The organism is Paenarthrobacter sp. NCHU4564, assembly GCF_052156435.1.
Lineage (GTDB): Bacteria > Actinomycetota > Actinomycetes > Actinomycetales > Micrococcaceae > Arthrobacter.
The window spans coordinates 38,733-65,439 of record NZ_JBQLIS010000003.1 but is presented as its reverse complement, the minus strand read 5'-3'; the positions used below and the strand labels follow the sequence as shown (position 1 = coordinate 65,439).

29 protein-coding genes are annotated in these 26,707 nt (G+C 63.6%); 18 read left to right on the top strand and 11 right to left on the bottom strand.

The annotated features are described in order from the left end of the window. Nucleotides 1-168: 168 nt before the first annotated feature. Nucleotides 169-357 carry a CsbD family protein gene (locus tag ACSVIE_RS04305; RefSeq protein WP_426004728.1) on the bottom strand — a complete coding sequence of 63 codons (189 nt, stop codon included), beginning with the start codon at nucleotides 355-357 and terminating at the stop codon, nucleotides 169-171. Between the two features lie 186 nt (nucleotides 358-543). Between ACSVIE_RS04305 and ACSVIE_RS04300 the strand changes: the two genes are divergently transcribed. Continuing rightward, nucleotides 544-966, top strand: coding sequence for a hypothetical protein (locus ACSVIE_RS04300; protein WP_426004727.1), 423 nt, complete (start codon nucleotides 544-546; stop codon nucleotides 964-966). 115 nt (nucleotides 967-1,081) lie between these two features. Here ACSVIE_RS04300 and ACSVIE_RS04295 read toward each other — a convergent pair whose 3' ends face one another. Next, nucleotides 1,082-1,786, bottom strand: coding sequence for an alpha/beta fold hydrolase (locus ACSVIE_RS04295; protein WP_442423111.1), 705 nt, complete (start codon nucleotides 1,784-1,786; stop codon nucleotides 1,082-1,084). Nucleotides 1,787-1,979: 193 nt separating this feature from the next. On the opposite strand from ACSVIE_RS04295, the gene ACSVIE_RS04290 reads away from it, so the two are divergent. The 7 genes from ACSVIE_RS04290 (at nucleotide 1,980) to ACSVIE_RS04260 (ending at nucleotide 9,367) form a co-directional block, all read left to right on the top strand. Further along, nucleotides 1,980-3,476, top strand: a complete 1,497-nt coding sequence (locus tag ACSVIE_RS04290) for a fumarylacetoacetate hydrolase family protein (protein WP_442423110.1) — start codon at nucleotides 1,980-1,982, stop codon at nucleotides 3,474-3,476. Continuing rightward, complete coding sequence (locus ACSVIE_RS04285) at nucleotides 3,469-4,131, top strand: GntR family transcriptional regulator (protein ID WP_426004724.1); 663 nt, start codon at nucleotides 3,469-3,471, stop codon at nucleotides 4,129-4,131. The genes ACSVIE_RS04290 and ACSVIE_RS04285 overlap by 8 nt, the downstream gene beginning before the upstream one ends. 28 nt (nucleotides 4,132-4,159) lie before the next feature. Beyond that, nucleotides 4,160-5,671, top strand: a complete 1,512-nt coding sequence (hpaE, locus tag ACSVIE_RS04280; RefSeq protein WP_426004723.1) for a 5-carboxymethyl-2-hydroxymuconate semialdehyde dehydrogenase — start codon at nucleotides 4,160-4,162, stop codon at nucleotides 5,669-5,671. Nucleotides 5,672-5,775: 104 nt separating this feature from the next. Continuing rightward, nucleotides 5,776-6,864, top strand: a complete 1,089-nt coding sequence (gene hpaD / locus ACSVIE_RS04275; protein ID WP_442423109.1) for a 3,4-dihydroxyphenylacetate 2,3-dioxygenase — start codon at nucleotides 5,776-5,778, stop codon at nucleotides 6,862-6,864. Nucleotides 6,865-6,867: 3 nt separating this feature from the next. After that, on the top strand, nucleotides 6,868-7,653 hold the full coding sequence (hpaH, locus tag ACSVIE_RS04270) for a 2-oxo-hept-4-ene-1,7-dioate hydratase (protein WP_442423108.1): 786 nt from the start codon (nucleotides 6,868-6,870) through the stop codon (nucleotides 7,651-7,653). Then, nucleotides 7,638-8,441 carry an HpcH/HpaI aldolase family protein gene (locus tag ACSVIE_RS04265; RefSeq protein ID WP_442423107.1) on the top strand — a complete coding sequence of 268 codons (804 nt, stop codon included), beginning with the start codon at nucleotides 7,638-7,640 and terminating at the stop codon, nucleotides 8,439-8,441. Before hpaH ends, ACSVIE_RS04265 begins: the two co-directional genes overlap by 16 nt. A gap of 86 nt (nucleotides 8,442-8,527) precedes the next feature. Then, complete coding sequence (locus ACSVIE_RS04260) at nucleotides 8,528-9,367, top strand: HpcH/HpaI aldolase family protein (protein WP_442423106.1); 840 nt, start codon at nucleotides 8,528-8,530, stop codon at nucleotides 9,365-9,367. A 95-nt stretch (nucleotides 9,368-9,462) separates the two neighbouring features. On the opposite strand, the gene ACSVIE_RS04255 is transcribed toward ACSVIE_RS04260, so the two are convergent. Beyond that, nucleotides 9,463-9,840, bottom strand: coding sequence for a nuclear transport factor 2 family protein (locus tag ACSVIE_RS04255; protein WP_442423105.1), 378 nt, complete (start codon nucleotides 9,838-9,840; stop codon nucleotides 9,463-9,465). A gap of 40 nt (nucleotides 9,841-9,880) precedes the next feature. Further along, nucleotides 9,881-10,501, bottom strand: a complete 621-nt coding sequence (locus ACSVIE_RS04250; protein WP_442423104.1) for a hypothetical protein — start codon at nucleotides 10,499-10,501, stop codon at nucleotides 9,881-9,883. A gap of 262 nt (nucleotides 10,502-10,763) precedes the next feature. Between ACSVIE_RS04250 and ACSVIE_RS04245 the strand changes: the two genes are divergently transcribed. After that, nucleotides 10,764-11,972: an aspartate transaminase gene (locus ACSVIE_RS04245; RefSeq protein WP_442423103.1), complete on the top strand. Its 1,209-nt coding sequence runs from the start codon at nucleotides 10,764-10,766 to the stop codon at nucleotides 11,970-11,972. Nucleotides 11,973-11,985: 13 nt separating this feature from the next. Next, nucleotides 11,986-12,660, top strand: a complete 675-nt coding sequence (locus ACSVIE_RS04240; protein ID WP_442423102.1) for a 4-carboxy-4-hydroxy-2-oxoadipate aldolase/oxaloacetate decarboxylase — start codon at nucleotides 11,986-11,988, stop codon at nucleotides 12,658-12,660. Nucleotides 12,661-12,836: 176 nt separating this feature from the next. Here ACSVIE_RS04240 and ACSVIE_RS04235 read toward each other — a convergent pair whose 3' ends face one another. Then, the gene (locus ACSVIE_RS04235) at nucleotides 12,837-13,058 is read right to left on the bottom strand and encodes a hypothetical protein (protein WP_442423101.1); all 222 of its coding nucleotides are present in this window, start codon (nucleotides 13,056-13,058) and stop codon (nucleotides 12,837-12,839) included. A 126-nt stretch (nucleotides 13,059-13,184) separates the two neighbouring features. Beyond that, complete coding sequence (locus ACSVIE_RS04230) at nucleotides 13,185-14,138, bottom strand: LysR substrate-binding domain-containing protein (RefSeq protein ID WP_442423100.1); 954 nt, start codon at nucleotides 14,136-14,138, stop codon at nucleotides 13,185-13,187. A gap of 279 nt (nucleotides 14,139-14,417) precedes the next feature. Between ACSVIE_RS04230 and ACSVIE_RS04225 the strand changes: the two genes are divergently transcribed. The 5 genes from ACSVIE_RS04225 to ACSVIE_RS04205 all read left to right on the top strand — a co-directional run bounded on the left by ACSVIE_RS04225 (nucleotide 14,418) and on the right by ACSVIE_RS04205 (nucleotide 19,156). Next, nucleotides 14,418-15,206: a LamB/YcsF family protein gene (locus ACSVIE_RS04225; RefSeq protein ID WP_442423099.1), complete on the top strand. Its 789-nt coding sequence runs from the start codon at nucleotides 14,418-14,420 to the stop codon at nucleotides 15,204-15,206. A gap of 1 nt (nucleotide 15,207) precedes the next feature. Further along, nucleotides 15,208-15,936: a 5-oxoprolinase subunit B family protein gene (locus ACSVIE_RS04220; RefSeq protein ID WP_442423098.1), complete on the top strand. Its 729-nt coding sequence runs from the start codon at nucleotides 15,208-15,210 to the stop codon at nucleotides 15,934-15,936. After that, nucleotides 15,933-16,946 (top strand): biotin-dependent carboxyltransferase family protein, encoded by a 1,014-nt coding sequence (locus tag ACSVIE_RS04215; protein ID WP_426004707.1) that lies wholly within the window; start codon nucleotides 15,933-15,935, stop codon nucleotides 16,944-16,946. Before ACSVIE_RS04220 ends, ACSVIE_RS04215 begins: the two co-directional genes overlap by 4 nt. 57 nt (nucleotides 16,947-17,003) lie before the next feature. Further along, entirely contained in the window at nucleotides 17,004-18,344 is a 1,341-nt protein-coding gene (locus ACSVIE_RS04210) for an MFS transporter (RefSeq protein WP_426004705.1), read from the top strand. Between the two features lie 62 nt (nucleotides 18,345-18,406). Continuing rightward, the gene (locus ACSVIE_RS04205; RefSeq protein ID WP_442423097.1) at nucleotides 18,407-19,156 is read left to right on the top strand and encodes an SDR family oxidoreductase; all 750 of its coding nucleotides are present in this window, start codon (nucleotides 18,407-18,409) and stop codon (nucleotides 19,154-19,156) included. 153 nt (nucleotides 19,157-19,309) lie between these two features. Here the strand turns inward: ACSVIE_RS04205 and ACSVIE_RS04200 are convergent, their stop codons facing one another. The 4 genes from ACSVIE_RS04200 to purB all read right to left on the bottom strand — a co-directional run bounded on the left by ACSVIE_RS04200 (nucleotide 19,310) and on the right by purB (nucleotide 23,029). Then, nucleotides 19,310-19,744, bottom strand: a complete 435-nt coding sequence (locus tag ACSVIE_RS04200) for an acyl-CoA thioesterase (protein WP_426004703.1) — start codon at nucleotides 19,742-19,744, stop codon at nucleotides 19,310-19,312. Nucleotides 19,745-19,777: 33 nt separating this feature from the next. Then, complete coding sequence (locus ACSVIE_RS04195) at nucleotides 19,778-20,281, bottom strand: GNAT family N-acetyltransferase (RefSeq protein WP_442423096.1); 504 nt, start codon at nucleotides 20,279-20,281, stop codon at nucleotides 19,778-19,780. A 154-nt stretch (nucleotides 20,282-20,435) separates the two neighbouring features. Next, nucleotides 20,436-21,092 carry a histidine phosphatase family protein gene (locus ACSVIE_RS04190; protein ID WP_442423095.1) on the bottom strand — a complete coding sequence of 219 codons (657 nt, stop codon included), beginning with the start codon at nucleotides 21,090-21,092 and terminating at the stop codon, nucleotides 20,436-20,438. Nucleotides 21,093-21,622: 530 nt separating this feature from the next. Further along, nucleotides 21,623-23,029: an adenylosuccinate lyase gene (gene purB, locus ACSVIE_RS04185; RefSeq protein WP_442423094.1), complete on the bottom strand. Its 1,407-nt coding sequence runs from the start codon at nucleotides 23,027-23,029 to the stop codon at nucleotides 21,623-21,625. Between the two features lie 167 nt (nucleotides 23,030-23,196). On the opposite strand from purB, the gene ACSVIE_RS04180 reads away from it, so the two are divergent. Both ACSVIE_RS04180 and ACSVIE_RS04175 read left to right on the top strand, forming a co-directional pair. Further along, nucleotides 23,197-23,514 (top strand): hypothetical protein, encoded by a 318-nt coding sequence (locus ACSVIE_RS04180; RefSeq protein ID WP_426004696.1) that lies wholly within the window; start codon nucleotides 23,197-23,199, stop codon nucleotides 23,512-23,514. Next, a complete protein-coding gene (locus ACSVIE_RS04175) occupies nucleotides 23,507-24,847 on the top strand; it encodes a hypothetical protein (protein WP_442423093.1) in 1,341 nt (446 codons plus the stop codon). The genes ACSVIE_RS04180 and ACSVIE_RS04175 overlap by 8 nt, the downstream gene beginning before the upstream one ends. 140 nt (nucleotides 24,848-24,987) lie before the next feature. Here ACSVIE_RS04175 and ACSVIE_RS04170 read toward each other — a convergent pair whose 3' ends face one another. Further along, on the bottom strand, nucleotides 24,988-25,416 hold the full coding sequence (locus ACSVIE_RS04170) for a phage holin family protein (protein ID WP_426004692.1): 429 nt from the start codon (nucleotides 25,414-25,416) through the stop codon (nucleotides 24,988-24,990). A gap of 72 nt (nucleotides 25,417-25,488) precedes the next feature. Here ACSVIE_RS04170 and ACSVIE_RS04165 point away from each other — a divergent pair, with 72 nt between their 5' ends. Next, on the top strand, nucleotides 25,489-26,607 hold the full coding sequence (locus ACSVIE_RS04165) for a histidinol-phosphate transaminase (RefSeq protein ID WP_442423092.1): 1,119 nt from the start codon (nucleotides 25,489-25,491) through the stop codon (nucleotides 26,605-26,607). Nucleotides 26,608-26,707 lie beyond the last annotated feature (100 nt).

Sequence of the window (26,707 nt, the reverse complement as noted above, 5' to 3'; positions counted from 1 at the left end):
ATAAACAATCCCGATGAATTTTTCATTAATGCAGCGAAGCATTGCTGCCGGCCTGTTCCGACCGCAGTGCTACATCAGTAACGCTAGCCGGTCCCCGGGCCAACAGCAAGTAACCTGACTATTTTTTGGTCACAGGCGTGCCGACCCGTTCCCGGGCGCTCCGCTCCGCTACTTGTTGCCGAAGACATCCTTTGCGGCGTCTTTGACCTTCTCGCCGGCCTGCTTGGTGTTTGCCGAGGCCTGATCGCCTACGCCCTCTGCCTGGAGATCCCTGTCTCCGGTAGCCTCGCCGGTCTTTTCCTTCGCCTTGCCGCCAAGGTTTTCAGCGGCATTCTTGATCTTGTCATCCAGTCCCATGGTTTTCACTCCTCGGGTAGCGATGTAGTTGTTGCCTGCGGGTTTCCGCTGGTTGGCAATAAAGTTTAGTCCAATATTTCAATTGAGCAAATTCAGATTAACCGGATGCTCATTACGGACAGCGTGACACCGTGTTCCAGCGGGACTAGTGTCGTAGGTAAATACACCTCGAAAGGAGTTGGTCCTGTGAAAGGGAAAGCATTCTTCGCTGTTGGCGTCGCTGTGGGATACGTATGGGGTTCCAAGTCCTGGCCGCAGGTGTACAGGCGGATCCGCGGAGGCGCGGAGAAGGTCTGGAAGACCCCTGAGGTCCAGGAAAACGTGCACCAGGCGGCGGGGACCGTGCAGGAGTCCGTGCCGGACATCCTGGACAACCTTTACGCTGCCGGCAAGAAGCTGCTGGAAAAGGTCGAGACCGCCCTGCCGGGCGTCCTTGATTCCAAGAGCGGGCAGAAGGCCGAGTCGGGGGACAAGCGGCCTACGGTGTCGACGGTCAAGGGTGATGTGGTGTCTGATCCAGCTCTTGACGTCACCACGGGAAGCGACTGGACGGACGAAGGCGGTGCTGCGCCCGAGGGGCCGGCCACCAATACCAAGCCACGGCCCTGAGCTTGTCCGGCCCCGGACTCGGGGCGTTACTTCCCCGATGGTGGTTGGACCAGCACGACGCCGGGTGGCCCGCGGAACCGGGCCACCCGGCGTCGTACTTTTACCGGTTATCCACTCAGGCTTGTTGGTCCACTGCGGCGAGCAGCGCCTGGCCCAATTCGGCGGGCTTGGTGAACTGCGGCCAGTGTCCGGTGGGCAGGTCCACGAGTTCGACATTGCGGATCCTGGCCAACTCCTCGGTGAAGGGGTGGCCGGCGTCCATCATCTGGTTGAGCATGGACGTTGGGAACTCGCAGGCGATGATTGTGGCCGGAACGTCGTAGCGCCGGACGTCGTGGAGGTGCTGTTGCTCGTAGGCAACACCCTTGGGCTGGGGAATCGCCCGCGCGCGGAACTTTTCCCGCAGCTCCTCCGTCAGGTCCACGAGGTCCGCCTCCTCGAAACCGTCCCAAGGCGGCAGGGGGATGTCGTCGCCTTCGTGCGGCAGCTCGTCGTTAACGACACCGCCTTCGCCCAGCGGTCCACTGTCCACGTAGATCGCGCGGGCAATCCGGTCGGGCCGGGCGTCTGCGACGCCGTGGATGATGGCACCGCCGCCCGAGTGTCCTACCAGGACCACCTTGCCCTCCACTGAGTCCACCTTGTTGATCACGGCGTCGATGTGCGTCCGCAGGCCGATGCCGGCGCGGGGCGTGTCTGCTGATTCCAGTCCCGGCAAGGTCAGCGGATGAACCGTGTGCCCGGCCGCCACGAGCGCCGGTGTTACCTCCTCCCAGGATGAAGCGTCCAACCAGAATCCAGGTACCAGGATGATGTCCATGCCCCGACCCTACGGGAGCCCCCTGACAAGATGTAAGGCCCAACTGGCTGGTCCGGGCGCACATAACAACCGCTACTGACAGTCAGTTGGGAAAGGGGGTTGACGCAGGCCACATTCTGGATCATAGTTTTCGTATACGATTTCGTACTTGATAGCTGAGTCGATCAGATAACCAATGCAGGAGGAAGCGGTCGTGACAGTGGAGTTCCGGACGCAGGAGTTGGGCCAGGATGTGCTGGACCGGACGCGCAAGGTGATTGCGGTCCACATCAATTACCCCAGCCGCGCTGCCCAACGTGGGCGTACTCCGGCCCAGCCGTCGTACTTCCTGAAGCCCTCGTCCTCGTTGGCGCTGGGCTCCGCGGATGCCCCGGGTGTGGTTGAGCGTCCGGCCGGTTGCGAGCTGCTCGGTTATGAGGGCGAGATCGCTTTGGTCATTGGCAAGGCTGCCCGCCGGGTTGGTTTGGAGGATGCGTGGAGCCACGTTGAATGGGTCACCGCGTCCAATGATCTTGGTGTGTACGACCTCCGGTACGCGGACAAGGGCTCGAACGTCCGGTCCAAGGGCGGCGACGGTTTCACCCCGGTGGGCCCGGCACTGATCCCGGCCGACGCCGTCGACCCTGCCGCCTTGCGGATCCGGACCTGGCATAACGGCGAACTCGTCCAGGATGACACCACCGAGGACCTGCTCTTCCCGTTCGCGCAGCTCGTCGCGGACCTCTCCCAGCTCCTGACGCTGGAGGAGGGCGACATCATCCTGACCGGCACCCCGGCCGGCGCCTCGGTCGCGAAGCCCGGTGACGTCGTCGCAATCGAGGTCACCGGCGGTGAGTTCAGCACCGGCCGCCTCACCACCAAAGTGACGGAAGGTACGACGCCGTTCGCGGACTTTGGTGCCTTGCCCAAGACTGATGACACGCAGCGGGAAGAGGCGTACGGTTCACGGGAAGCTGCCGGTCTGGCGCCGGTTTCGGCGGGATTGTCGCCGGAGCTGAAAGCCAAGCTCGAATCGGTCGCGACGGCCACCTTGTCTTCGCAGCTCCGTAAGCGTGGATTGAACAACGTCAGCATCGACGGTTTGCAGGCCACCCGCCCGGACCGGAAAGTGGTGGGCCTGGCCCGGACCCTGCGCTACGTTCCCAACCGTGAGGACCTCTTCAAGGCCCACGGCGGCGGCTTCAACGCCCAAAAACGAGCCATCGATTCGGTCAACGAAGGCGAAATCCTGGTCATGGAAGCCCGCGGTGAGAAGGGCACCGGCACGGTCGGTGACATCCTGGCCCTCCGCGCCCAAGTGCGCGGTGCCGCGGCGATCATCACCGACGGCGGCGTCCGGGACTTCTCGGCCGTGGCGGATCTGGAAATGCCCACGTACTTCGCCAACCCGCACCCGGCAGTGCTCGGCCGCCGGCACATCCCGTGGGACACGGACATCACCATCGCCTGCGGCGGAGCGACCGTGCAACCGGGAGACATCATCGTGGCCGACTCCGACGGCATCCTGGTGATCCCGCCGGCCATCGCCGAGGAACTCGTGGACGACTGCATCACCCAGGAAAAGGAAGAGATGTTCATCTTCCAGATGGTCCAGGAAGGCAACAGCGTTGACGGTCTCTACCCGATGAACACCGAATGGCAGGCCCGCTACAAGAAATGGGAAGCCACGGAAGGAGCCCACGGTGACTGAAACCGCCGTCGGAAGCAAGTCCCAGCAAGCCTATGACGCCGTCAAGGCGAGGATTGTCGAGGGCACCTACACGCCGGGATACCGGCTGGTGCTCGCGAAGATCGCCGAGGACCTGGGCTTCAGCGTGGTCCCCGTCCGGGAGGCGATCCGCCGCCTCGAGGCCGAGGGCCTGGTGAAGTTCGAACGCAACGTCGGTGCCACGGTTTCCGGGATCGACCCCACCGAGTACCTGTACACCATGCAGACCCTGAGCATCGTGGAGGGGGCGGCCACAGCGCTGTCCGCCCCGCTGATTGATGCCCGTGCCATAGAACGCGCGCGTGCAGTCAACGCAGAGATGCGCGAATGCCTGGAACACTTCGATCCCGTACGTTTCACCGCGTTGAACCAGGACTTCCACAGCGTCCTGTTTGAACACTGCCCCAACCCGCACATCCTTGACCTCGTCCATCGCGGCTGGAACCGGCTGGCGTCCCTGCGTTCGTCCACGTTCCGCTTCGTTCCCGGCCGCGCCCAGGAATCCGTGCGCGAACACGAAGCCCTGCTCCAGCTCATCGAGTCTGGAGCAGACGCCGACACCATCGAAAAAGCAGCCCGCCAACACCGCGCCGCCACCCTGGACGCCTACCTCGCCACAGCCAACAACCAGGCCTAAAGCCGCCTCACCAGTTAGGACTTCAACGATGACGACCTCCGTAGAAACCGCCAAGCATTACGTCCCCGAGGATCTGCCCACGCACATCCAGCACTACATCAACGGCGAGTTCGTTGACTCGGTTTCGGGCAAGACGTTCGACGTCCTGGACCCGGTCTCCAACCAGAACTACGCCACCGCCGCCGCCGGGCAGAAGGAAGACATCGACCTCGCTGTCGCTGCAGCACGCGAAGCGTTCGTGAACGGTCCTTGGCCGAAGATGAAGCCCCGCGAGCGTGCCCGGGTGCTGAACAAGATCGCCGACGCCGTCGAGGCGCAGGAAGCCCGCCTGGCCGAACTCGAGACGTTCGATACCGGCCTGCCGATCACCCAGGCCAAGGGCCAGGCCCTCCGCGCTGCCGAGAACTTCCGCTTCTTCGCGGACCTGATCGTCGCCCAGTTCGACGACGCCATGAAGGTCCCGGGCTCGCAGATCAACTACGTCAACCGGAAGCCGATCGGCGTCGCAGGGTTGATTACCCCGTGGAACACCCCGTTCATGCTCGAGTCCTGGAAGCTGGCCCCGGCCCTGGCCACCGGTAACACCGTGGTCCTTAAGCCGGCCGAGTTCACGCCGCTCTCCGCTTCGCTCTGGGCCACGATCTTCAAGGACGCAGGGCTGCCCGATGGCGTGTTCAACCTGGTCAACGGCTTGGGCGAAGAGGCCGGCGATGCGCTGGTGAAGCACCCTGATGTTCCGCTGATTTCCTTTACCGGCGAGACCACCACGGGCCAGACGATTTTCCGCAACGCAGCCGCCAACCTCAAGGGCCTCTCCATGGAGCTCGGAGGCAAGTCCCCGTGCGTCGTGTTCGCCGACGCCGACCTGGACGCCGCCGTGGATTCGGCCCTGTTCGGTGTCTTCTCCCTCAATGGCGAACGCTGCACGGCAGGTTCCCGCATCCTCGTGGAACGCGCGATCTACGACGAATTCTGCGAAAAGTACGCCGCCCGGGCAAAGAACATCGTGGTGGGCGACCCCCACGATCCCAAGACCCAGGTTGGGGCACTGGTCCATCCCGAGCACTACGCCAAAGTCGCTTCCTACGTGGAGATCGGCAAGTCCGAAGGCAAGCTCCTGGCCGGCGGTGGCCGACCCGACCACCTCCCCGAAGGCAACTACATCGCACCCACGGTGTTTGCCGACGTCGCACCTGACGCGCGGATCTTCCAGGAGGAAATCTTCGGTCCCGTCGTGGCCATCACCCCGTTCGAGAACGACGACGAAGCCCTCGCCTTGGCGAACAACACCAAGTACGGCCTGGCGGCCTACATCTGGACGCAGAACCTGACCCGGGCCCACAACTTCTCCCAGAACGTCGAGGCCGGGATGGTGTGGCTCAACAGCCACAACGTCCGCGACCTCCGCACCCCGTTCGGTGGTGTCAAGGCTTCCGGGCTGGGTCACGAGGGCGGCTACCGCTCCATCGACTTCTACACCGACCAGCAGGCCGTCCACATCACCCTCGGCTCAGTCCACACCCCCAAATTCGGCGCCTAGCACCCAACTAGGTCGCATTAGTGCGCGTTTTGAGCCCTCAAAACGGCATCAGCTGCGACCCAGTTGGGTTCCCACAAGAACCCTTTCAACGAAGAGAGACCATCATGAGTAACTTCACCGGCCCTATCCCGACCCCGTCTGTTCCTGCTCCGGACATTGTCCGTTGTGCGTACATGGACATCGTGGTCACCGACTTGGCCAAGTCCCGCGAGTTCTACGTCGATGTCCTCGGGCTGCACGTCACCGAAGAGGACGAGAACGCGATCTACCTGCGCTCCTTGGAGGAGTTCATCCACCACAACCTGGTGCTGCGCAAGGGCCCGGTCGCGGCCGTCGCCGCGTTCGCGTACCGGGTGAAGTCCCCGGCCGAGGTGGACGCCGCCGAGGCCTACTACCGTGAACTCGGCTGCCGGGTGGAACGCCGCAAGGAAGGCTTCACCAAGGGCGTGGGCGACTCCGTCCGGGTCGAGGACCCGCTGGGCTTCCCGTACGAGTTCTTCTACGACGTGGAGCACGTCGAGCGCCTCACCCAGCGCTATGACCTCTACTCCGCCGGTGAACTGGTCCGCCTGGACCACTTCAACCAGGTCACCCCCGACGTCCCGCGCGGCCGGAAGTACCTGGAGGACCTCGGCTTCCGCGTCTCCGAGGACATCAAGGATTCCGACGGCGTCACGTACGCCGCATGGATGCACCGTAAGCAGACCGTGCACGACACTGCCCTGACCGGCGGCAACGGACCCCGCATGCACCACGTCGCGTTCGCCACGCACGAGAAGCACAACATCATCCAGATCTGCGACAAGATGGGCGCCCTGCGCATCAGCGACCGCATCGAACGCGGACCCGGACGCCACGGTGTGTCCAACGCGTTCTACCTCTACATCCTGGACCCGGACGGGCACCGCATCGAGATCTACACCCAGGACTACTACACCGGCGACCCGGACAACCCCACCATCACCTGGGACGTGCACGATAACCAGCGCCGCGACTGGTGGGGCAACCCCGTGGTCCCGTCCTGGTACACCGAGGCCTCCCTCGTCCTGGACCTCGACGGCAACCCCCAGCCGGTGATCGAGCGCGAAGAGAAGTCCGAAATGGCTGTCACCGTCGGCGCAGACGGCTTCTCCTACACCCGGCCGACCGAAGGCACGGCCGCTGAAGGATTCAAGCTGGGAGCGCAGGTCTAAGCCATGTTGGACGCGAAGACGATTGAAGCCATTGCCGACGAGCTCGTTGAGGCCGGCCGTAACCGCAAGCCGGTGCCGCGCCTGACTGCCCGGTACCCGGAGATGACGGTGGAGGACTCCTACGCCGTGCAGCAGTTGTGGCGGCAACGCAACGAGGAAGCCGGGCGCACGTTGGTGGGGCGGAAGATCGGACTCACGTCCAAGGCCATGCAGGCCGCCACGGGCATTACCGAGCCGGACTACGGGGCCATCTTCGATGACATGGTCTTCGAAACCGGATGTTCCGTGGAGTGGGACAAGTACACCCACCCGCGGGTCGAGGTGGAACTCGCGTTCGTGCTCAAGGAGGGGCTGAAGGGCCCTGGCTGCACCATTTTCGATGTCCTCAACGCCACCGACTACGTGGTTCCGGCCCTCGAGATCCTGGACTCCAGGATCGAAATGGAGGGCCGGACCATCGTGGACACCATCTCGGACAACGCCGCGATGGGTGCCATGGTCATCGGAGGCCGGCCCGTGAAACCCGACGCCGTGGACCTCCGCTGGGTCTCGGCCATCCTTTACAAGAACCAGACCGTCGAGGAAACCGGAGTCGCCGCAGGGGTCCTGGACCACCCCGCCAACGGCGTGCACTGGCTGGCCAACAAGATCGCCGCGCACGGGGACTCGATGAAAGCCGGCGACATCATCCTGGCAGGCTCTTTCACCCGGCCCCTGTGGGTCTACAAGGGCGATACCGTCCACGCCGACTACGGACCGTTGGGAGTCGTGACATGCCACTTCAACTAGACCCCACGTTCTACCAGTCACTGGACCAAACGGGCAGGCCTCTGGCCGGCATGTGGGTGTGCTCCGGCAGCCCCCTCGTGGCAGAAATCTGCGCCGGGGCCGGCCTCGACTGGATCCTGGTCGACGCCGAACACAGCCCCAATGGCCTCGAATCGATCCTCGCCCAACTCCAGGCCATCCACGGCTACCCCGTCCAGGTCATGGTCCGGCCCCCGGTCAACGACACCGTGGTCATCAAGCAATACCTCGATCTCGGAGTGCAGAACCTGCTCATCCCCATGGTCAACTCAGGCACCGAAGCGGCCGCGGCTGTGGCTGCCGTGAGGTATCCGCCCCACGGCGTGCGCGGGGTCGGGTCCGCGCTGGCCCGCGCCTCGCGCTGGAACCGGGTACCGGACTATCTCGCCGAAGCAGCCGGGACCGTGAGCGTCACCGTCCAGATCGAATCCGCCGCAGCAGTGGACGCCGTCGAGGAGATCCTGGCCGTCGACGGCGTGGACGGCATCTTCCTCGGCCCCTCAGACCTCGCCGCATCCATGGGCCTGCTGGGACAGCAGGAACACCCGCAAGTGCGTGACGCCGTCGAACACTGCATCAAGGCCGCCACCGCGGCAGGCAAGCCAGCCGGCGTCAACGCCTTCAACCCCGACACCGCCCGCGCATACCTCGACGCCGGAACCTCCTTCGTGCTGGTCGGTGCCGATGTGGCGATGCTCGCGCGGGGGTCTGAAGCCCTTGCATCGCAGTTCGTCCGGCCGTCGGAAGGTGCGGTAAAAGCCAGCTACTGATCTGCGAAAAAGGGACTGTTTTGTCCGCCGCCAAAGGGGTACAACAGTGGTATCAACCTGCGGATTCGGACCCTTTGGGAGCTGTGATGTCGATCCGTCCAGTGCCTCACCCCACGTTTTATGCCGTGCTGGAAAACGAGGCCCGACCCCTGGTGGGCATGTGGGTTTGTTCAGGAAGTCCGCTGGTGGCGGAAATCTGTGCCGGGTCAGGGCTGGACTGGTTGCTGATCGACGCCGAGCACAGTCCCAACGGCATTGAGTCCATCCTGGGGCAGTTGCACAGCGTCAGCGGCTACCCCGTGCAGGTCATGGTCCGGCCGCCGGTCAACGATCCCGTGGTCATCAAGCAGTACCTGGACCTTGGCGTGCAGAACCTGCTGGTGCCCATGGTGAACTCGGCACTGGAGGCAGAAGAAGCGGTGGCCGCCGTCCGGTACCCGCCGCTGGGAATCAGGGGGGTGGGTTCGGCCTTGGCCCGGGCGTCGCGCTGGAACCGCATCCCGGACTACCTTGCCCAGGCCGGTGACACCGTCAGCGTCACGGTCCAGGTGGAGTCCGAGGCCTCGGCAGCCGTGGTGGAGGACATCCTGGCAGTGGATGGCGTGGACGGCATCTTCCTGGGTCCGTCGGACCTGGCCGCTTCCATGGGTCTGCTGGGACAGCAGGAACACGCTTTGGTGCGTGCCGTCGTCGAGCATTGCCTGGCCGCCGCCCAGGTGGCCGGCAAGCCTGCCGGTGTGAACGCCTTCAACGAGGACATCGCGCGGGCCTATCTCGACGCCGGTGCCTCCTTTGCGCTGGTGGGTGCGGACGTTGCGGTGCTGGCCAGGGCCTCGGACGCGTTTGCCGAGCGGTACATCCACTCCAAGCGACCTGTGCGTTCGGCCGACGAACCGGTGGCCGAAACCCTGGACCGCGCCGGCTGACCTGGCCCGCGCCGGCTGACCTGGACCGCGCCGGCGCCCCCAACTAGGTCGCAGTTGTGCGCGTTTTCACGGCTCTAAACGTGCACAAATGCGACCTAGTTGGGTGTTGCGGGGGTGTCCTTCCGGGCCATGTACCACTCCGTGAATTCGCGGGCACGGCCGTCCTCGGCGAACCGGATGACCCACAGATTGTCATAGGTGGGCTGGCCATTGAGGTAGGTGGTGAGTCCCTGCACGAAAGCGGTGTCCCCGTCCCGGCCCAGGAGCGTCCATTCAAACGTCCAGTCCCCGGATGCGTCCGAGGAATCGCCGGACCACTCCTTCACGATTGCCTCGTGTCCGTGCCAGGCCTCCTGGTCATGGGGCCGGGTGTTGTAGACGGCGTCCTCGGTGAAGAGGGCCTTGATGTCGCCGGGCTGGTTTGAGTTCCACGCCCGCACGTACTGGTCCATCCACGAATTCACATCGCTCATCACTCTGTTCTACCGGTGAACCCGCCAGGGGACAACGGTGTCAGGCGGATCGGGTCAACCCCCGGATGGAGCGGCGGATGTGGTCCGGGGTCAGGCCGGTGAGGGACGCGAGTTCCAGATCGTCGCAGGTTTGTGCCCTCGCCGCCGCAACGATCAGTGCCTCCCGGCGTTCCGTTACCTGCCCGCGGTGCCTTTCGGCGGCCTTCAACTCCTCGCTTTTGGCCTTCAGCGCTTCCAGCAGGGCCTGGCGGGGGAGGCCACTGACCTGCAGGTCGTCATAAGCCAAAGCGATGGTCCGGATGGTGCGGAGGTTCTCGCCGGTCACGGCTGCGATGGTGGCCACGGTGAGCCCGTCTTCCACGGCTTGGGCGATCAAGTCATTCCTTGCAGCCGTCAAGGTCCTGATGGAGCTGGCTGCATGGGAGAGGAGTTGTCGGTGCACACCCAAGGCGTGGGCCAGTTTCGCGTGCTCGGCGTCCGCGGTCGAGGAAGAGCGCGCAGGAGCGCCGGCGCGGTAGGTGTAGCGCCCAGTGGCGGACCGGCCTTGGGCGGTAGCTGCTGGAGCCAAAGCTGGCATGAAATCCCTTTCGAACGCTCGACGGCGGTGGGCCGGGACAGCCGTCAACGTCGCCGCAGCGGCGCTGTAGTCAGCTGTTCCCACCACTCGAATCTAGGCAGCGTTCACCCGCCCTTGGAAATACCAATACCGCGTGAACCCATAAGCAAAGTGCATGGATCCGGCCTGATTCAGGCGCAGAGCCCCCTGTCTAAGCATGGAGCGCTGCGAAAGCAACCCGCGTCATAAGCGTCCCTTATGAATCCACGCACATTAGGTCTTATCCAGAGCCCTCCGCCAGTACCTAGTCTCGAACAAAGGGATCCGCGAATCCGCGCGTCCCGAGTTCCACATCCCTGGAGGAGACATGTCCGAGTTCCTGCCGGCGTCGAGGGTTACCCGCATCAAGGCCTCAGCCAGCGTCGCCGCGGCCGCCCGCGTGCGCGAACTGAAAGCCGAAGGCATTCCGATCATCGACCTGACTGTCGGCGAGCCGGACTTCGACACCCCGGACCACATCAAAGAAGCAGCTGTCGCCGCGATCAGAGACGGTGAGACCAAGTACACCTCGGTCACCGGAACTCCTGAACTGCAAAGTGCGATCCTCAACAAGGTCGAGCGGGACACCGGACACGGTTACGGAGCCAACCAGCTGACCATCGGCGGCGGCGCCAAGCAGGTCCTGTATGTGGCGCTCATGGCCTCGCTCAACGAAGGCGACGAAGTGATTGTCCCGGCGCCCTACTGGGTGTCCTACCCGGACATGGTCCTGGCTAACGACGGCACCCCGGTGATCGTCCCCTGCGGTGAGGAAACCGGCTTCAAGCTCACTCCCGAAGCCCTCAAGCAAGCCATCACCCCCAAAACCAAGTGGCTGATCCTCAACGCGCCGTCCAACCCGACCGGTGCCGTGTACTCCCGCGAGGAACTTCAGGCCCTCGGCGAGGTGCTGGAGGAAAACCCGCACGTCTTCGTCCTCACCGATGAGATTTACGACGAGGTGTACTTCGGCGAAGGCCGCGTCACCAGCTTGGTCACGGCCGCCCCGGCGTTGAAGGACCGGATCCTGCTGGTCAACGGTGTCTCCAAGGCCTACGCCATGACCGGTTGGCGCCTCGGATACGGCGTCGGACCGGCTCCGTTGATCGCAGCCATGAACAAGCTGCAGTCGCAGACCTCGTCCTGCCCGTCCTCAATCAGCCAGGCTGCCGCAGCTGCCGCACTGAACGGTGACCAGTCCTTCGTCCGCGACAGCGTGGAGGTGTACCGCAAGCGCCGCGATGCCGCCGTCGATGGTTTGAACACCATCGACGGCCTGTCCGTGGCCCCGGCCGAGGGCGCCTTCTACGCCTACGTGAACTGCTCCGGCGTGATCGGCAAGACCGCGCCGGACGGCCGGGTCATCAAAAACGACCAGGACTTCACGCTGTACCTGCTGGACGCCGCGCGCGTCGCTGTCATCCAGGGTTCGGCCTACGGCCTGGGCCCCTACTTCCGGATCTCCTTCGCCACCTCGCTGGAGACCATCAACGCCGGCGTGGACGCTGTCCGCGATGCCGTCAACGCACTCAACTAGAAGGAACCCGAAAATGATCCATGTCAAGACCAAATTTGAGCGCCCGGACGCCGACGTCGTCGCACGCCTCGCCAGGTTCTCCTCGGCCACGATCCACGAAGCACAAGGCCGCCGCGGCGCTCTGAGCTCCAAAATCAAGCCGATCGACCGCTCCATGTCCTTCTGTGGTCCGGCTGTCACCGTGGCTTGCGCTCCGCAGGACAACCTCATGCTCCAGGTCGCCATCCACTATGCACAGGCCGGCGACGTCGTCCTGGTCGGTGCGCAGGAAATGGCCGAGGCCGGAACGTTCGGCGACGTCCTGGGCAACGCCATGAAGGCCAAGGGCATCGCGGCCATGGTCACCGATTCCGGCGTCCGCGACACCCAGGACCTGATCGAACTCGGGCTGCCCGTCTTCTCCGGCAGCGTCAGCATCAAGGGCACGGTCAAGGAAACGCTCGGCCCGATCAACCATCCGATCGTTTTCGGCGACGAGATCATCTACCCGGGCGACATCCTGCGCGGCGACGCTGACGGCGTCGTAGTGGTCCGCCGCGAAGAAGCCGAGGAAGTCATCGCGCTCTCCCAGGCCCGCGACGACCACGAGCGCGAGCTCATCAAGCTCTACCACGACGGCGGCAACACCATCGAGCTGTGCGGCCTCACGGAGAAGCTCAAGCAGAAGGGCCTCCTTGTGGAGGACTAGTCTTTCCGCTGAGGGGCCGGCCACTGTTGTGGCCGGCCCTTTGGCGTGGGTCTCAGGGAGTCCGGGGCACAAGAAAGGCGCCGTGCCCGGGTCTTGGGGGCAGGGCGCCTTCAGCGCGGTGCAGCTGTGGTTGGCGTACGACGGCGGGTGGCTGGCGTCTGTGCCTGGCGTACTGGTCAGTCGAGGCCGGAATGGCCGGGCCGGGTGTCCACCAGGTGCCATTCGATGCTGTTCCCGGCGTGAGCCGGCATGAGGCTTCCTTCAAAGACGAACAACGGCTCGCCGATACCGCCAATGGGCCGCCAGAACCCATTCTTTGGGCAGTGAAATCCGGTTCGTGCTGTGACAGTTCCGCGGGTTGGATTCGAAACCCATCCGGAGGTGCTGATCTTTTTCACCGTTTTGTCCTTTGAACAGGCCCGCAGTCTTCCGTGGGCTGTATTTCGAATTTCTTCTTAATTCGATAATAGGAAACTAAAACGGCTTTGAATAAGACCAAAGCTGTCTGTCCGGATAAGACTTTGTTATGGATGTGCGGGCAGCTGCACGGGGTCTGTTCCGTACTTGGAGATCAGCTGCTGGTGGAGCATCTCCTTGACCACCAGAAGGACGGCGGAGGCTGCCTCGGACAGGGGCTCGTGGTCCGGTGTGCAGAGGGCGATCTTGCTTTGCAGGGCAGGCTCCACGATCCGCAGTACCTTGAATTCCTGGTCCGGGAAGAGGGCGTCCGCTGCCGACTTGGGCAGTACCGTCCCGCCAAGGTTCGCCCGGATCAGCCTGGTCAGGGAGGGGACAGATTCCACTTCACCCACGAGCTTGAGCGGAAGATCCTGGTCGTCCAAGCCCTTCTCGATCAGTTGCCGGAGCGTGTGGTTCTTCTCCGGGAGGAACAGGCCCGCGGTGCTCGCTTCGGCCAAGGTAATGGTGTCCCTGCCGGAGCTGAGGCGGGCCACCTCAGCTTCCGGGTGAACCACCAGGTGCAGATCTTCGACGATCATGGTGGTGAACTGCACGCCCCGGATTTTGCCGGGTTCATAGATCAACGCCATGTCCAGGCGCCCATTCTTGATGGCTTCGCTGAGGACGCCGCCGAAAATCTCGGTCAGATGGACCACGATGTCCGGGTAGCGCCTGCCCACTTCGCTGATGATCCTGGGGGTCAGGCTGGAAGCCATGCTGTAAGGGGCGATCGCGATGGATACCCGTCCTGACGGTGCAGCCCCGGAGGTTGCCACGTCCTGCCGGGCCTGTTCAACCAGGCGGAGGATCGACTGGGCGTGGCGGTACAGCGTGTGTCCGGCTGCGGTGGGTTCAACCCCCTGCTTGCTGCGGATCAGCAACCGCTGCTTGAGGTCGTTTTCCAGGGCGGACACCTGCTGGCTCAGGGCCGGCTGTGCAACGTGAAGGGCTGCAGCGGCCTTGGTGATGCTTCCTGAGTCGACGATTTGGACGAAGTAGGAGAGCTTTCGTGTGTCCATGGATCTACCTTTCTGGTTGTTCAAATATAGACGCACCCGCACGCGCTGGGAGCCGCGCCACAGCACCGGGTGGCGCAGGTCATAACGGAGAGCTATCACGGGATAGCGATTAGGTCTTTGTGCAAGGCAGTTGGCGGGTGCGAGACTTCTGGAAGAACCTTAGGCAAAGTTTTGAAGCATCAGGACAGCAGCCACTTTCCGGGAATTCCCATCATCAACCCTGATGGTCTGCGGCATTTTTCGGAATTTCATAAGAATTACCCACGGAAAGAGAACCACGTGAACCCGATGATTGATCTTGTAGCGGATCTCGGAGAGGGATTTGGCGCCTACACCATTGGTGACGATTCCGAACTCCTGGAGATCGTCTCAAGCGCCAATATCGCGTGCGGGTTCCACGCCGGTGACCCGGACATCATGGCAAACACTGTTGCTGAATGCGTCCGCCGCGGTGTGGGCATTGGAGCCCACCCAAGTTTCCCGGACCTCCGTGGCTTCGGACGCAGGGACATGGGTTTGAGCGCCGGCGAAGTCCAGAACGATGTCCTCTACCAGTTGGGCGCCTTGAACAGCTTCGCTGCCTTCCACGGCACCAAGGTCACGCACCTCGCACCCCATGGCCGGCTCGGTAACCTCGTGGCCGTTCGCGCCGACTACGCCAAGGCTGTGGCCGAGGCGGCAGCCCGCGTGGACAACGAACTCATCGTGGTGGCCCAGGAAGGCGAACTGGCTGCGGCCGCACGCACCGCAGGGCTGGACGTGGCCATCGTGGGGATTGTGGACCGCGCCTACCAGGAAGACGGCACGCTGGTTCCCCGCAGCCAGCCCGGCGCTGTCCTGCACGATCCTGCCGAGATCGTCGAGCGGACCCTTCGCATGGTGGTCGAGGGCAAGCTTCGCTGCGCCAACGGCGTGGACATTGTTATCGACGTTGACACGGTCCTCCTGCACGGAGACAACCCGGGCGCTGTCGAACTGGCCCGCCTGATCCGGTCCGAGCTGATCGCAGCCGGTGTCCGCATTGCACCCCTGGCCGAGGTCATGGACGCCAAGAGGAAGGCGGCCTGACATGACCGTCCTGACAGTGGCTCCCACCGAGATCTACGAATCGGGTGATTCGGCGCTCCGGGTGGTCGCAATCTCGGAAACCAGCGAAGACAACTGGCTGACCGTCCACCGCCTGGCCGGCTGGCTCGAAGAGTGCGGTGCCGAGGGCCTCCACGCCGCGGTTCCCACTTACGATTCCGTGCTCGTGGAGTTCGACCCCGTGATGGTTTCCGCGGGCCAGATGCGCGCGTTCGTGAAACTTGGCTTGGGCGAGCTCGGCCGTTCGGCTGGAAGCAGCTCAGCACCCCGTGAGTTCGACGTTCCCGTGGTCTACGGGGGCGAGTATGGGCCGGACCTGGAAAAGGTTGCCGCATTCCAGGGAATCTCCATGGAGGATGTGATCCGCCTCCACACGGAGAAGACCTACACCATCCGTTGCCTTGGCGCACCCGCGGGTTCCCCCATGATGGACGGTCCTGCATTTCCCAAGCCTGTACCGCGGTTGAAGGACCCCCGGCTGAGCGTACCGGCAGGTGCGGTATCCGTAGCTGGCCGCCAGGCTGTCATCGCTCCGGCCAAGGCTCCCGGTGGTTGGTGCGTCATTGGCCAGACTCCTCTGTCCGTCCTCAACATCCGCCGCGAACCGCTGGTCCCCTATCAGCCCGGAGATATCGTGCGCTTCCGGCAGATCGGCGCCGCCGACTTCCACACGTTGGCTGGACTGGAACTGGAAGCGCAGGCGCAGTCATGAACGGCCGGATCCTGATCCATCAGCCGGGAAACTCTGTCGTCACCGACCTGGGGCGCTTCCGGGGACCCCGGTTCGGGCTCCCCGTGAACGGCGCCCTGGACCAATACTCAGCCCGGGCAGCCAACATCCTTGCCGGAAACCTGGACAACGAACCCCTGATCGAAATCACTGCCCTGGACTTCCGCATGACGGCCACCCAGGACATCCTGATCGCGGTGACGGGCGCTCCCTTGACCCTCACGGTCGGTGGACGAACCGTCAGCCAATGGGAACCGGTATCGGTCCGGGCCGGCGAATCCGTTTCCCTCCGGGGCATCCACCGCGGACTGCGGGCCTACCTCGCCATCCACGGATCCGTGGAGGCGGATACGCTCCTGGACAGCGTTGCTCCGGACACCGTGGTCGGATTCGGACTGCAGCTCAAGGAAGGAACCACGCTCACCACCCGTCGCAGCGTGGGTCCCGTGCGGCAGCCGTACTTCGACCTTCCACTTTTCCGGCTGGGCCTCGAACGCCCCAGCATGGGTTCAGACCTGTCGGTCGACGTGACCGACGGACCGGACGTCGCTGAGTTTGGCGCATCCGGTGAATTGCTCTTCACCTCGGAGTACACCGTCAGCGGCCGCAGCAACCACATTGGCCTGCGGCTCGGCGGTGAACTTCCGGAAAGAACCTCAAGCAGTGAGGTCCTTTCCCGCGGAGTGCCAGTGGGCGCCGTCGAGGTTCCCTCCAGGGAAGAGTTGCTGGTACTGCACCGGGGACGCGGCGTCACCGCCGGGTATCCCGTGCTGGCAGTGGTCACCAGCACCGGACTGGATGTCCTGGCCCAGGCGCGGCCAGGGGACAAAGTCCGTTTTCGGAAAACCACAGTGGCAGAAGCAACTGCCGCCCACCGGCGCTCGCGGGCCCAACTTGAAACACTCCGCGAATCCGTCAACACCGTCTTCGGACTCCTCGGCATCGGATGCCGTCCCCAGTGGCAGGACCTACCAGTTGCGGCATGCAGCTAAAAAACCTGTCGTCATACCTAGTAGGCGTTGCTACGCTCATTTCAGTAAGGAAAAGTCATGACCGCAAGCACCAATGCTGCCCCGGAGCAGCATGAGCGGCTCACGAGCCGCCAAACCCGCAAGGTTGTCACCGCAGGTTGTGTTGGCATCTTCGTGGAGCTGTACGACAACGGCATCTTCGCCTTCATGGCGGGAACACTGGCCCTCGTCTTCCTGGCCCCCGGCAACCCGGACAACGCGCTCCTCTTTGTGTTCGCCGGTTACGCGGTCTCGTTCTTTGTCCGTCCCCTCGGCGCGATCGTCTGCGGTTACCTCGGCGATAAGATCGGCAGGCAAAAGCTACTGGTCTTCGTGATCATGCTGATCAGCGTCGCCACCGCCGGTATCGGCCTGCTTCCTCCGTATGCGGCCATTGGCATCGCCGCGCCGATCCTGCTGGTGCTCCTCCGCCTGGTCCAGGGCTTCTCCGTGGGCGGCGAAGCTGCCGGCGCCATGACCTTCCTGGCCGAACACGCCCCTGAGGGCAAGCGTGGTGTCATCACCTCTTTCGCGCAGATCGCGTCCTTCGCCGCACTCCTCACCGGTACCCTGGTTGCCTTCGCAATGTCGCCATGGCTCACCCAGGCTGCCATCGACGGCGGCGGTTTCGGTTCCTTCGCCTGGCGCATCCCGTTCCTCGTGGCCATCCCCATGGGCATCATCGGCTGGTACATCCGCAAAGCCATCAGCGACACCCCCAATTTCGAAAAGCTCAAGGAAGAGGGCGGACTCTCCAAGAACCCGCTCAAGGAAGCCCTCGCCAGCCCGGTCCACCGCCGCGCCATGCTGCTGGCCCTCTTCATCCCGCTGATGAACGGCTCCGGCTACTACGTCCTCTTCTCCTACATGCCCACGTTCCTCAAGGGCAAGCAGCTGAACTTCACCATCGGCGAGGCACTGCTGGTCACCGCCTGCAGCCTGGTGGTCATCTGCATCGCCATCCCATTCATGGGTGCACTCTCCGACCGCCTGGGCCGCAAGAAGGTGATCGCCGGATCAGCAATCGGAATGGCCGTTCTGGGCATCCCGTCGTACGCACTGATCGCTACCGGTGACATGGGTCTGGCCATCCTGGGTGCCTGCATCATGGCCGTGATCTTCGCCGGACACACCGCCGTCATCCACATCCTGCTCGTGGAACTGTTCCCCACCCGGGTCCGCTACTCCGCCTACGGCGTCGGCTACAACATCTCCTCGGCACTGTTTGGCGGCACCGCCCCGCTGCTCATGACCTGGCTCATCAGCAGCACCGGCAACATCTACATGCCGGCGTTCTACGCAGTCGTCACGGCCTTGGGCACCCTCATCGCCGTCAGCACCGTCAAGGACCGTGCCCACGAACCACTGCGCGACGCCTAGCAATAACCATCCGGCGGGCGCCGTCATCGATGGCGCCCGCCCCTCCCACTTTTGGAGAACCAATGTCCTTTTCTGACTACACCACAGCCCTGGTCACCGGAGCTTCCACCGGTATGGGAGCGGCCATCGCCGAACGCCTCGCCAAGCGCGGGTTGACCGTCCACGCCGTGGCCCGCAACGGCGAGCGCCTGGCCGAACTGGCCGACCGCACTGGAGCAGTCCCGCACGTGGTGGACCTGACCGACACGGCCGCACTGGCCGGCGTCGTGGGTGACCTCAAGGTGGACGTCCTGGTGAACTGTGCCGGTGTCTCGCGGCCAGGCAACATCCTGGACTCTTCGGAGCAGGACATCGACGAATTGGTGGACGTGAACCTCCGCGGCCTGCTGCAGCTGACGCGCCTGGTGATGCCCGGCATGGTGGAACGCGACCTCGGGCACGTCATTAACATCAGCTCGATCGCCGGCGTGTACAACTTCTACGGGCACACGGTTTACCACGCCACCAAGGCCGCCGTGCACCAGATCTCCCGCCAGTTGCGCAACGACACCGTGGGCAAGCGGATCCGCGTTACCGAAATCTGCCCCGGCCGCGTGGAGACTGAGATCTTCGGCCGTAACATGGGCGGCACGCCGGAAGCCATGGAAGAAGCGTGGAAGACCTACTACGAAGGCTACGAGTCCCTCACCACTGATGACATCGTCAACGCCCTCGATTACGCCATTGAAACCCCGCGCCACGTCAACGTGGGCATGCTCGAACTGATGCCGACCTTCCAGGTTCCCGGCGGACTGACGTTCGACCGGCGCTGACGCCCTTCCGGTTCAGCGCCCCACAGGTTCCGGCGGCACTCACTCCCGCTGCCGGAAAACATAGGCCGGCGGCCGCGGTTTCCGCGGCCGCCGGCACCCGTTTAAGCATGATTGCAGTGCTGCAGTTGCCGGAAACCCACGACGGCGGGTGGTTTAGTCGTCGTCGCGGGTTTTGGTCAGGTGGTGGGTGGGGATGCGGTCCCGGTCATACGTGATTTCTGTGTAGCCGTGGGGCTGCGGGCGCCCGTCGGGGCCCAGGTTCACGAACACGATCTCCTCAATCGTGAGGATGCTTTGGCGTGTGATCATGTTGCGGACTTCGGCCCGCATGGTGAGCGAGGTGCGCCCGAACTTCTTGGCGGTCAGGCCCATCTCGATCAAGTCGCCTTGCACAGCCGAGCTCACAAAGTTGATTTCGGAGATGTACTTGGTCACGGCGCGGCCATTGCCCAACTGCAGGATGGCGTAGATCGCGGCTTCCTCGTCAATCCACTTCAGCAGGCTGCCACCGAAGAGCGTGCCGTTGGCGTTGAGGTCTTCGGGCCGCACCCATTTGCGGGTGCGGAAGGTGATGTCTGCTTTTTCCATGATCCGAGATTATCGAACCGTCCCCCGTGCCGCCTAAGCCATGGCGGTATGCGAAGCACTGTGCGAGTCGATGCGCTTGGAGTAGCAGTACGAGCCGCTGGCGCCAACGTAAGGGCCAAAGTTGGGAATCTCGGAGAACCCGGCGCTGACGTAGAAACTCCGGCCGTCGGACTGGGCCGACCCGGCTTCTGCCGCAATCACGCTGAATCCCCGTGAATGAGCCTGCGCCTCGAGTGCAGCCAGGATGGAGCTGGCCACTCCCGACCCGCGGGCGTAGGGGACCACATAGAGGCGCTTGACCTCTGCGGTGTTCTCGTCGAGCATCCTCAGTCCACCGCACCCCAGAGGTTGTCCCGAGCACTTTTCGTAGGCCACGACGAACACTGCCGTGTCCGCTTCAGACGGCGGCGGACCGGGTTCGTGGTCGGTGGTGCCGAAACGCGAGTCCAGTTCCGCCTGCTGTGCGGCCCGAAGATCTGCGCCAACCGGGTTCGCCCAGGTGACCTGCCGGATATTGAGCCGTGGGTTGGTCTGCATCAATGCCTCGTTTCGCTTCCGTACCGCTGAGGTGTTTATGCCTCTTAAGCCTAGGAAACGGCGGTTACCGTGGTGTTTCCTGCTCGTAAGCGTCCGGAGAAATGCTGGCTACTGCCGTGTCTGCTGCATGTCTGCAGGGCTTGATGGCCCACACCTACAGGGCGTCGCCGGTCGGGTCCTCGGCCGTGCGGTCTGCAAGGGCCGGGCCACCCACGGGAACCTGGTCCCAGTGCACTACGTGCCAGCCGGAGGCAGGATCGCCTTCCAGGGCAACAACGCCCGTGTTGGGCAGCATGTGTGATTCCGCGAAACCGGTGCCGATGTCCGTTGCGCGCAGCCCGGCCCAGCACCGGATAGCGGCACCATGGCTCACTATTGCCGCAGTTGCATGTCCGGCGGCGGCTACCTTTTCCACCGAGGCATCGAACCGGGCAAAGAAGTCATGGCCGGTGAACCCGCCCGGCATCCGGGCTTCAAGGTCGCCTGCGGTCCAGGAGAACACGGTGTGCATGTAGCGGAGGTGTGATTCGTGGTCGGTCTTCTTCTCAAGAGTTCCGGCTTCGATCTCGTGGACACCATCCAGGATGACCGGTTCCAGCCCGGTGGCCTTTGCCAGCGGCAGGGCCGTGCGCTGTGTCCGCACCAGCGTGGACGCGTACAGAGCCTCGATGGTTTCTCCGGCCAACGCGCGGGGGAGGGCGTCAGCCTGGCGCTCACCGAGTTCCGTCAGTCCGGGGCCGGGGAATGCCGTATCCAGTTGGCCCGCGACGTTGCCCGGTGTTTGTCCATGCCTGATCAACAGGAGCCTCATAAACGCTCCGCTCCTTCTCTGGTAGCTGACGTGCCTCCAGGAACCGCGCCTGGCTTTAGGGCGGTTCCTTGGTTCTTTGGTTCCTTGGTCCAGCCTAGACGCAGCGACTGGGAATCTTCGCCAGAGCGCAGCCCTGGGCAGCAATGACGCGGTGGAGACGGGCGGGTGTTGGCTCCGGGGCGCGTGGCTGTGGCGCGGCTTGGTGGCGCGGCTGTGTGGCGCGGATGGCTAGCGCGGCTTGGTGGCGCGGCTGGGTAGCGCGGCTTGGTGGCGCGGCTGGATTGACAGACAACGACGGCGGGCCGTGTGGCGCGGCTGTGTGGCGCGGCTGGATTGATAGACAACGACGGCGGGCCGTGTGGCGGGGCTGTGTGGCGCGGCTGTGGCGCGGCTGTGTGGCGCGGCTGGATTGACAGACAACGACGGCGGACCGTGTGGCGAGGCTGTGGCGTGGCTCCGTGGTCAGACAACGACGGCGGGCTGGGTTTGCCCCGCCCGCCGCCGTGTGCGTTTGTGCTGCAGCTCTGAAATTACTGAAGGTGGTCTACGAGCTTTTCCGCAATGCCCGTGTACTTCCCGGGGGTGAGTGCCAGGAGGCGTGCTTCAGCTTCGGGGGACAGGCCCAGGCCTTGGACGAATTCCTGCATACGCGCGGCGTCTACGCGCTGTCCGCGGGTGAGGTCCTTCAGGCGTTCGTAGGGGTTCTCCATGCCTTCCACTCCGGCAATGGCCTCTGCCCGCATCACCATTTGGATGGCTTCACCCAGAACCTCCCAGTTGGTGTCCAGGTCGCCGGCCAGGACGTCCTCGGCAACGTCCAGAGCCTTCAGGCCCTTGGCGACGTTCGAGATGGCCAGCAGGGAGTGCCCGAAAGCCACGCCGATGTTGCGCTGCGATGAAGAGTCCGTGAGGTCGCGCTGCCAACGGGAAGTAACCAGAGTGGCGGCGAGCGTGTCCAGGAGGCCGTTGGAGATTTCGAGGTTGGCTTCGGCGTTCTCGAAGCGGATGGGGTTGACCTTGTGAGGCATGGTGGACGAACCGGTAGCGCCGGCCACAGGGATCTGCCGGAAGTAGCCAATCGAGATGTAGCTCCAGATGTCCGTGCAGACGTTGTGCAGGATGCGGTTGAAACGGGCGATGTCCGCGTAGAGCTCCGCCTGCCAGTCGTGGCTTTCGATCTGGGTGGTGAGCGGGTTCCAGGTAAGTCCGAGTCCCTCCACGAAGGACTTGGCCACGGACTCCCAATCCGCGCCGGGTACCGATGCCACGTGGGCGGCGTAGGTTCCGGTGGCGCCGTTGATCTTGCCGAGGTACTCGGTCTTGGCGATGCGGACCAGCTGGCGGTTCAGGCGGTGCGCGATGACCGCCAGTTCCTTGCCGAGCGTGGTGGGCGTAGCGGGCTGGCCGTGGGTGCGGGACAGCATGGGGACGGAACGGTTGGCCTCGGCCATCGCCTGGATCTGCTGGACCAATGCGGTGGCATTGGGAAGCCACACGTCCTCCACCGCGCCCTTGATGCCGACTGCGTAGGAAAGGTTGTTGATGTCCTCGGACGTGCAACCGAAGTGGACCATGGCCGTCAGGTTTTCGATGCCGATGGCCGGCAGTCGACGCCCGATGTAGTACTCCACGGCCTTGACGTCGTGGACGGTGACGGCCTCGATCTCGGCGAGCTCATTGACGGAAGCGGCGTCGAAGCCTGTGACGATGGCGCGCAGTTTGGCGACTTGGTCGTCGGTGAGGGGACCGGCGCCCGGAAGCACTGAGTGGCTGGTCAGGTGGATCAGCCACTCGACCTCGACATGAACACGATCGCGGTTAAGGGCAGCCTCGGACAAGTAGTCGACGAGGGGCGCGACGGCGGCACGGTAGCGGCCGTCGAGGGCGCCAAGGGCGAGAGGTTCAGAAGCGAGGGAAACGCGGGGGGATTCAGCCATGGTGCCTATTCTTTCATGTTCCAAGCGAGGCCCTGAGTCGGTGACAAGCCGTATGTGGAAACCCCTCCGCGTTTTCCACATAGGCGACGCGCTCGCTTCCACCCCGCTCCGCGGCTCCGTACCGTCGAACTCACCGATCCGAATAACAAACCACGGAGTACACAGACATGAGCGTCGGCTTGATGCCCGCAGCCAACCCGCCCACCTTCGACCCCCTTGAGTGCGCGTCCCGCAGCCACGAAGTCCAACGACTGGCCTGGCGCATCAAGCGCTGCGTGGATCAGACGGACCAAGTGCTTGCAACCCTGCGGCGGACGCAATTGGAAAGTTGGCAGTCCCCGGCCGGGCGCGCGTACCGGACCACCATTGCATTGCACGCTTCGGCGGTGATGCGCACCCGGGAGTCCTTGGACACGGCTGCAGGATTGATCCTCCGGCACTCGCACAATGTAGCTGTCTCGGGGCAAAAGGTGAGTAATGGCTGATTCGGCACCGGTGGGGGCCGGCTCCCCGCCCCTTCCCTCTCCGCCCCTTCCAGATGGTTCCTTGACGATCCGCGGAGGGCTCGGCGGGATTTCCTTCCAGTTCGAGGAACTGTTGCGTGGCGTAGCCCAGCTGGATGACCTGGTCCAGCAACTCAAAGGCGTAGAGGACGAAGCTCGTCGCGTCCAGGACGAACTGGCCGGGTCCCTTTATGAGTCTTATGCAACGGGGTGTGACGCTATCAATGCGGTAGCCGAAAGCGGAAAGGAAGCCGGCCGCGTCCGCAGGGAACTGGAAGCTGTAGCCGAGGGTGTAAGGCAGGGACACCGCGACTACGAGCGTGCCGAGGCCCGCAACGCAGCCCTGGGGGATTTCGGCCCGGAACAGTTCGGGCTGTCCGTGACGGCCCGGACCCTGAGCCGGGACATGACGGAGAACGTCATAGGAAGTGCTCTTCCGTCCGGCATGGGTGCCGGGGATATCTTGCGGAGTCTCGTGGGTTCGCCGTTCATGAAGGGAGTCCAACCGCGCCCAGTGCACGCTGAAAGCTTGGGCGAATCGGTGGAGCCGGTGGACCCGTCCATGGCTGCGAGCATGCGCCGGCTTCAATCCCTGCACGCCCGGGGTGACGGCGAAATCGAGGTCATTGAGTTCGATAACAATGGAACTGCAGCCTGGATGGTCCTCATTCCAGGCACGCAGCCCGATTCACCCAGCAGCAACCCGTTCGATATTGCCGGCATTGGAGAAGCTCTCGGTTACGACTCCGAGCAGGTAGTTCCCGCTGTTGCCCAGGCCCTGCGGCAGGCAGGGGCTGAAGCCGGTGATCCAGTGGTGGCAGTGGGCCATAGCCAGGGTGGAGCACATGCGATGAACCTCAGCCAGAACAAGGCCTTCCTCAGCGAGTTCGACCTCAAGTATGTACTGACTGCGGGAGCCCCGACAGGAGGCATCACACCGGGGCAAGGAATCAGCAGCATGCACCTGGAGCATGTCCAGGACTGGGTGCCAGGCAGCGATGGGCGTATCCCCGCGGATACCAAGGACAGGGTGACGGTCACGCTGACGAATCCTGTGCAGACACCCAAGGGGGAGGACCCGGGGTTGGGGCCAGGTCATGACCTTGAAAACTATGCTGAAGGCGCCGAATTGATCGCTGCCAGCCACGACCCATCGCTCGCGGCGTCCAGCGCTGCCTTCACTGCCGCTGTCGGATCCGGGGGTACCGCCAAGGTGACCCGCTTCAAGCTGGAGCGGGAACCATTGCGGGATCCCCGGGCGGCGCTGCGCGATCCGCACCTGCCGGATTCCAAGCCGGCCATCGGTGAACGATGAACCAGGTGAGTCCCTGCTCGGCAGCGGTCGTTCCCCCGGCGCGGGATTCCTTTCTTGCCCTCGGGAGTTTGCCTGTGTTGATATCGCGCGGGCTCGGCATCCACTCCACCCACGGACCCTACCCCCGGGCGAGCAGGTTATCAGCGTTTGCGGGCACCCGGGATCAGTCCGGCCACCAAGCTGATGATGCTGATGATGATCGAGGCAAGAATGGCAGTCCAGAAGAACGAGTCGATAGTCAGATGCACCGGGGTGAAACTGCTCAACCATGCCGTCAGGTACAGCATTCCGGCATTGATGACGATCGTGAAAAGACCCAGTGTCAGAATCGTCACGGGAAGGGACAGGAACTTCACCAATGGGCGGACGAAAGCGTTGACCACACCAAAAATCAAGCCGATGAAGAGGTATGCCAGCACAATGCCTGCGGTGTCAGCGCTTTCCGTCAGGCCGGCATTGGCAGCTACCTGCTCCGTGGCGGACGTTGTGATCTCCAGTCCATCCAGCAGCCAACTGGCAACCCACAGGGCCAGACCGTTGATGAGGACGCGAATGATGAATGAACCCATGGGCCAATGCTGTCATATGGACCTGTTAAACAGCCCGGGAACAACCCGATGCGGGCAAGTAGTCTTGAACCCATGACTACTACTGACAACGCACCGGAGGGCGTACTCCCTCGGCCGGTCGTGGACAGGCTCCCCAAGTATGCCGCCGGCAAACCTCCGGCAGCAATTGAGGGCCTCACCAGCTACAAACTGTCGTCGAATGAAAACCCCCTGCCGCCGATTCCTGCAGTGTTGCAGGCCATCGCCGACCAGTCGGACATCAACCGCTACCCCGACCCCCTGGCTACCAAGCTGCGCACTGCTCTGGCAGAATTCCTGGATGTTCCCGCTGACGATGTCGTCACCGGTGCCGGAAGCCTGGGCGCGCTTAACCAAATCCTCGCAACATTCGCCGGGCAGAATGACGACGGCAAGCAGGACGAGGTGATTTATGCCTGGCGTTCCTTCGAGGCCTATCCGATCTGCGTCGGACTTGCAGGGGCCGCGAGTGTGCAGGTCCCACTGCTCCCGGACGGGCGCCATGACCTGGAGGCCATGGCCGCTTCAGTGACGGCGCGTACCAAGGTCATCCTCCTGTGCACGCCGAACAACCCCACCGGCCCCATCCTCACTGCAGAGGAAACAGAACGTTTCATCCAGTCGGTGCCGCCCAATGTCGTGGTGGTGATCGACGAGGCCTACCAGGAATTCGTTCGTGACCAAGCTGCCGTGGACGGCATCAAGCTTTACCGCAAATACCCCAACGTGGTGGTGCTCAGGACCTTCTCCAAGGCCCACGGTTTGGCCGGACTCCGGGTCGGCTACAGTGTTTCGGGCCCGTTGCTCACCCAGCACCTTCGGGTAACCGCCACGCCTTTTGCTGTTTCCCAAATCGCGGAACGCGCCGCAATTACGTCTCTGGAGAATTTCGATCAAGTTGTCGAAAGGGTACAAAGCCTGGTTGACGAGCGGGACCGTGTGACTGCGGGCCTGCGAGGCCTCGGATGGTTCGTGCCGGAGGCGCAAGGGAACTTCGTCTGGTTGAATCTGGGCGAGAACAGTGGCGAATTCGCGGCCCTCGCGGCGGAACAGGCCTTGTCAGTCAGGGCCTTCGGGAATGAGGGTGTCCGGGTCAGCATCGGCGAGGTCGAAGCCAACACCCGGTTCCTCAAGTTATGTGCGGGTTATACAAAGGCACCCGCGGGTTCCTAGCGGTTAACAAATGCGCCTACGGTACTTACTACGGATAAAGTAAGGACCGAAAGCCAATGTATATGCCCATTCAGGAATGCATTCCTGAATGGGCATATAT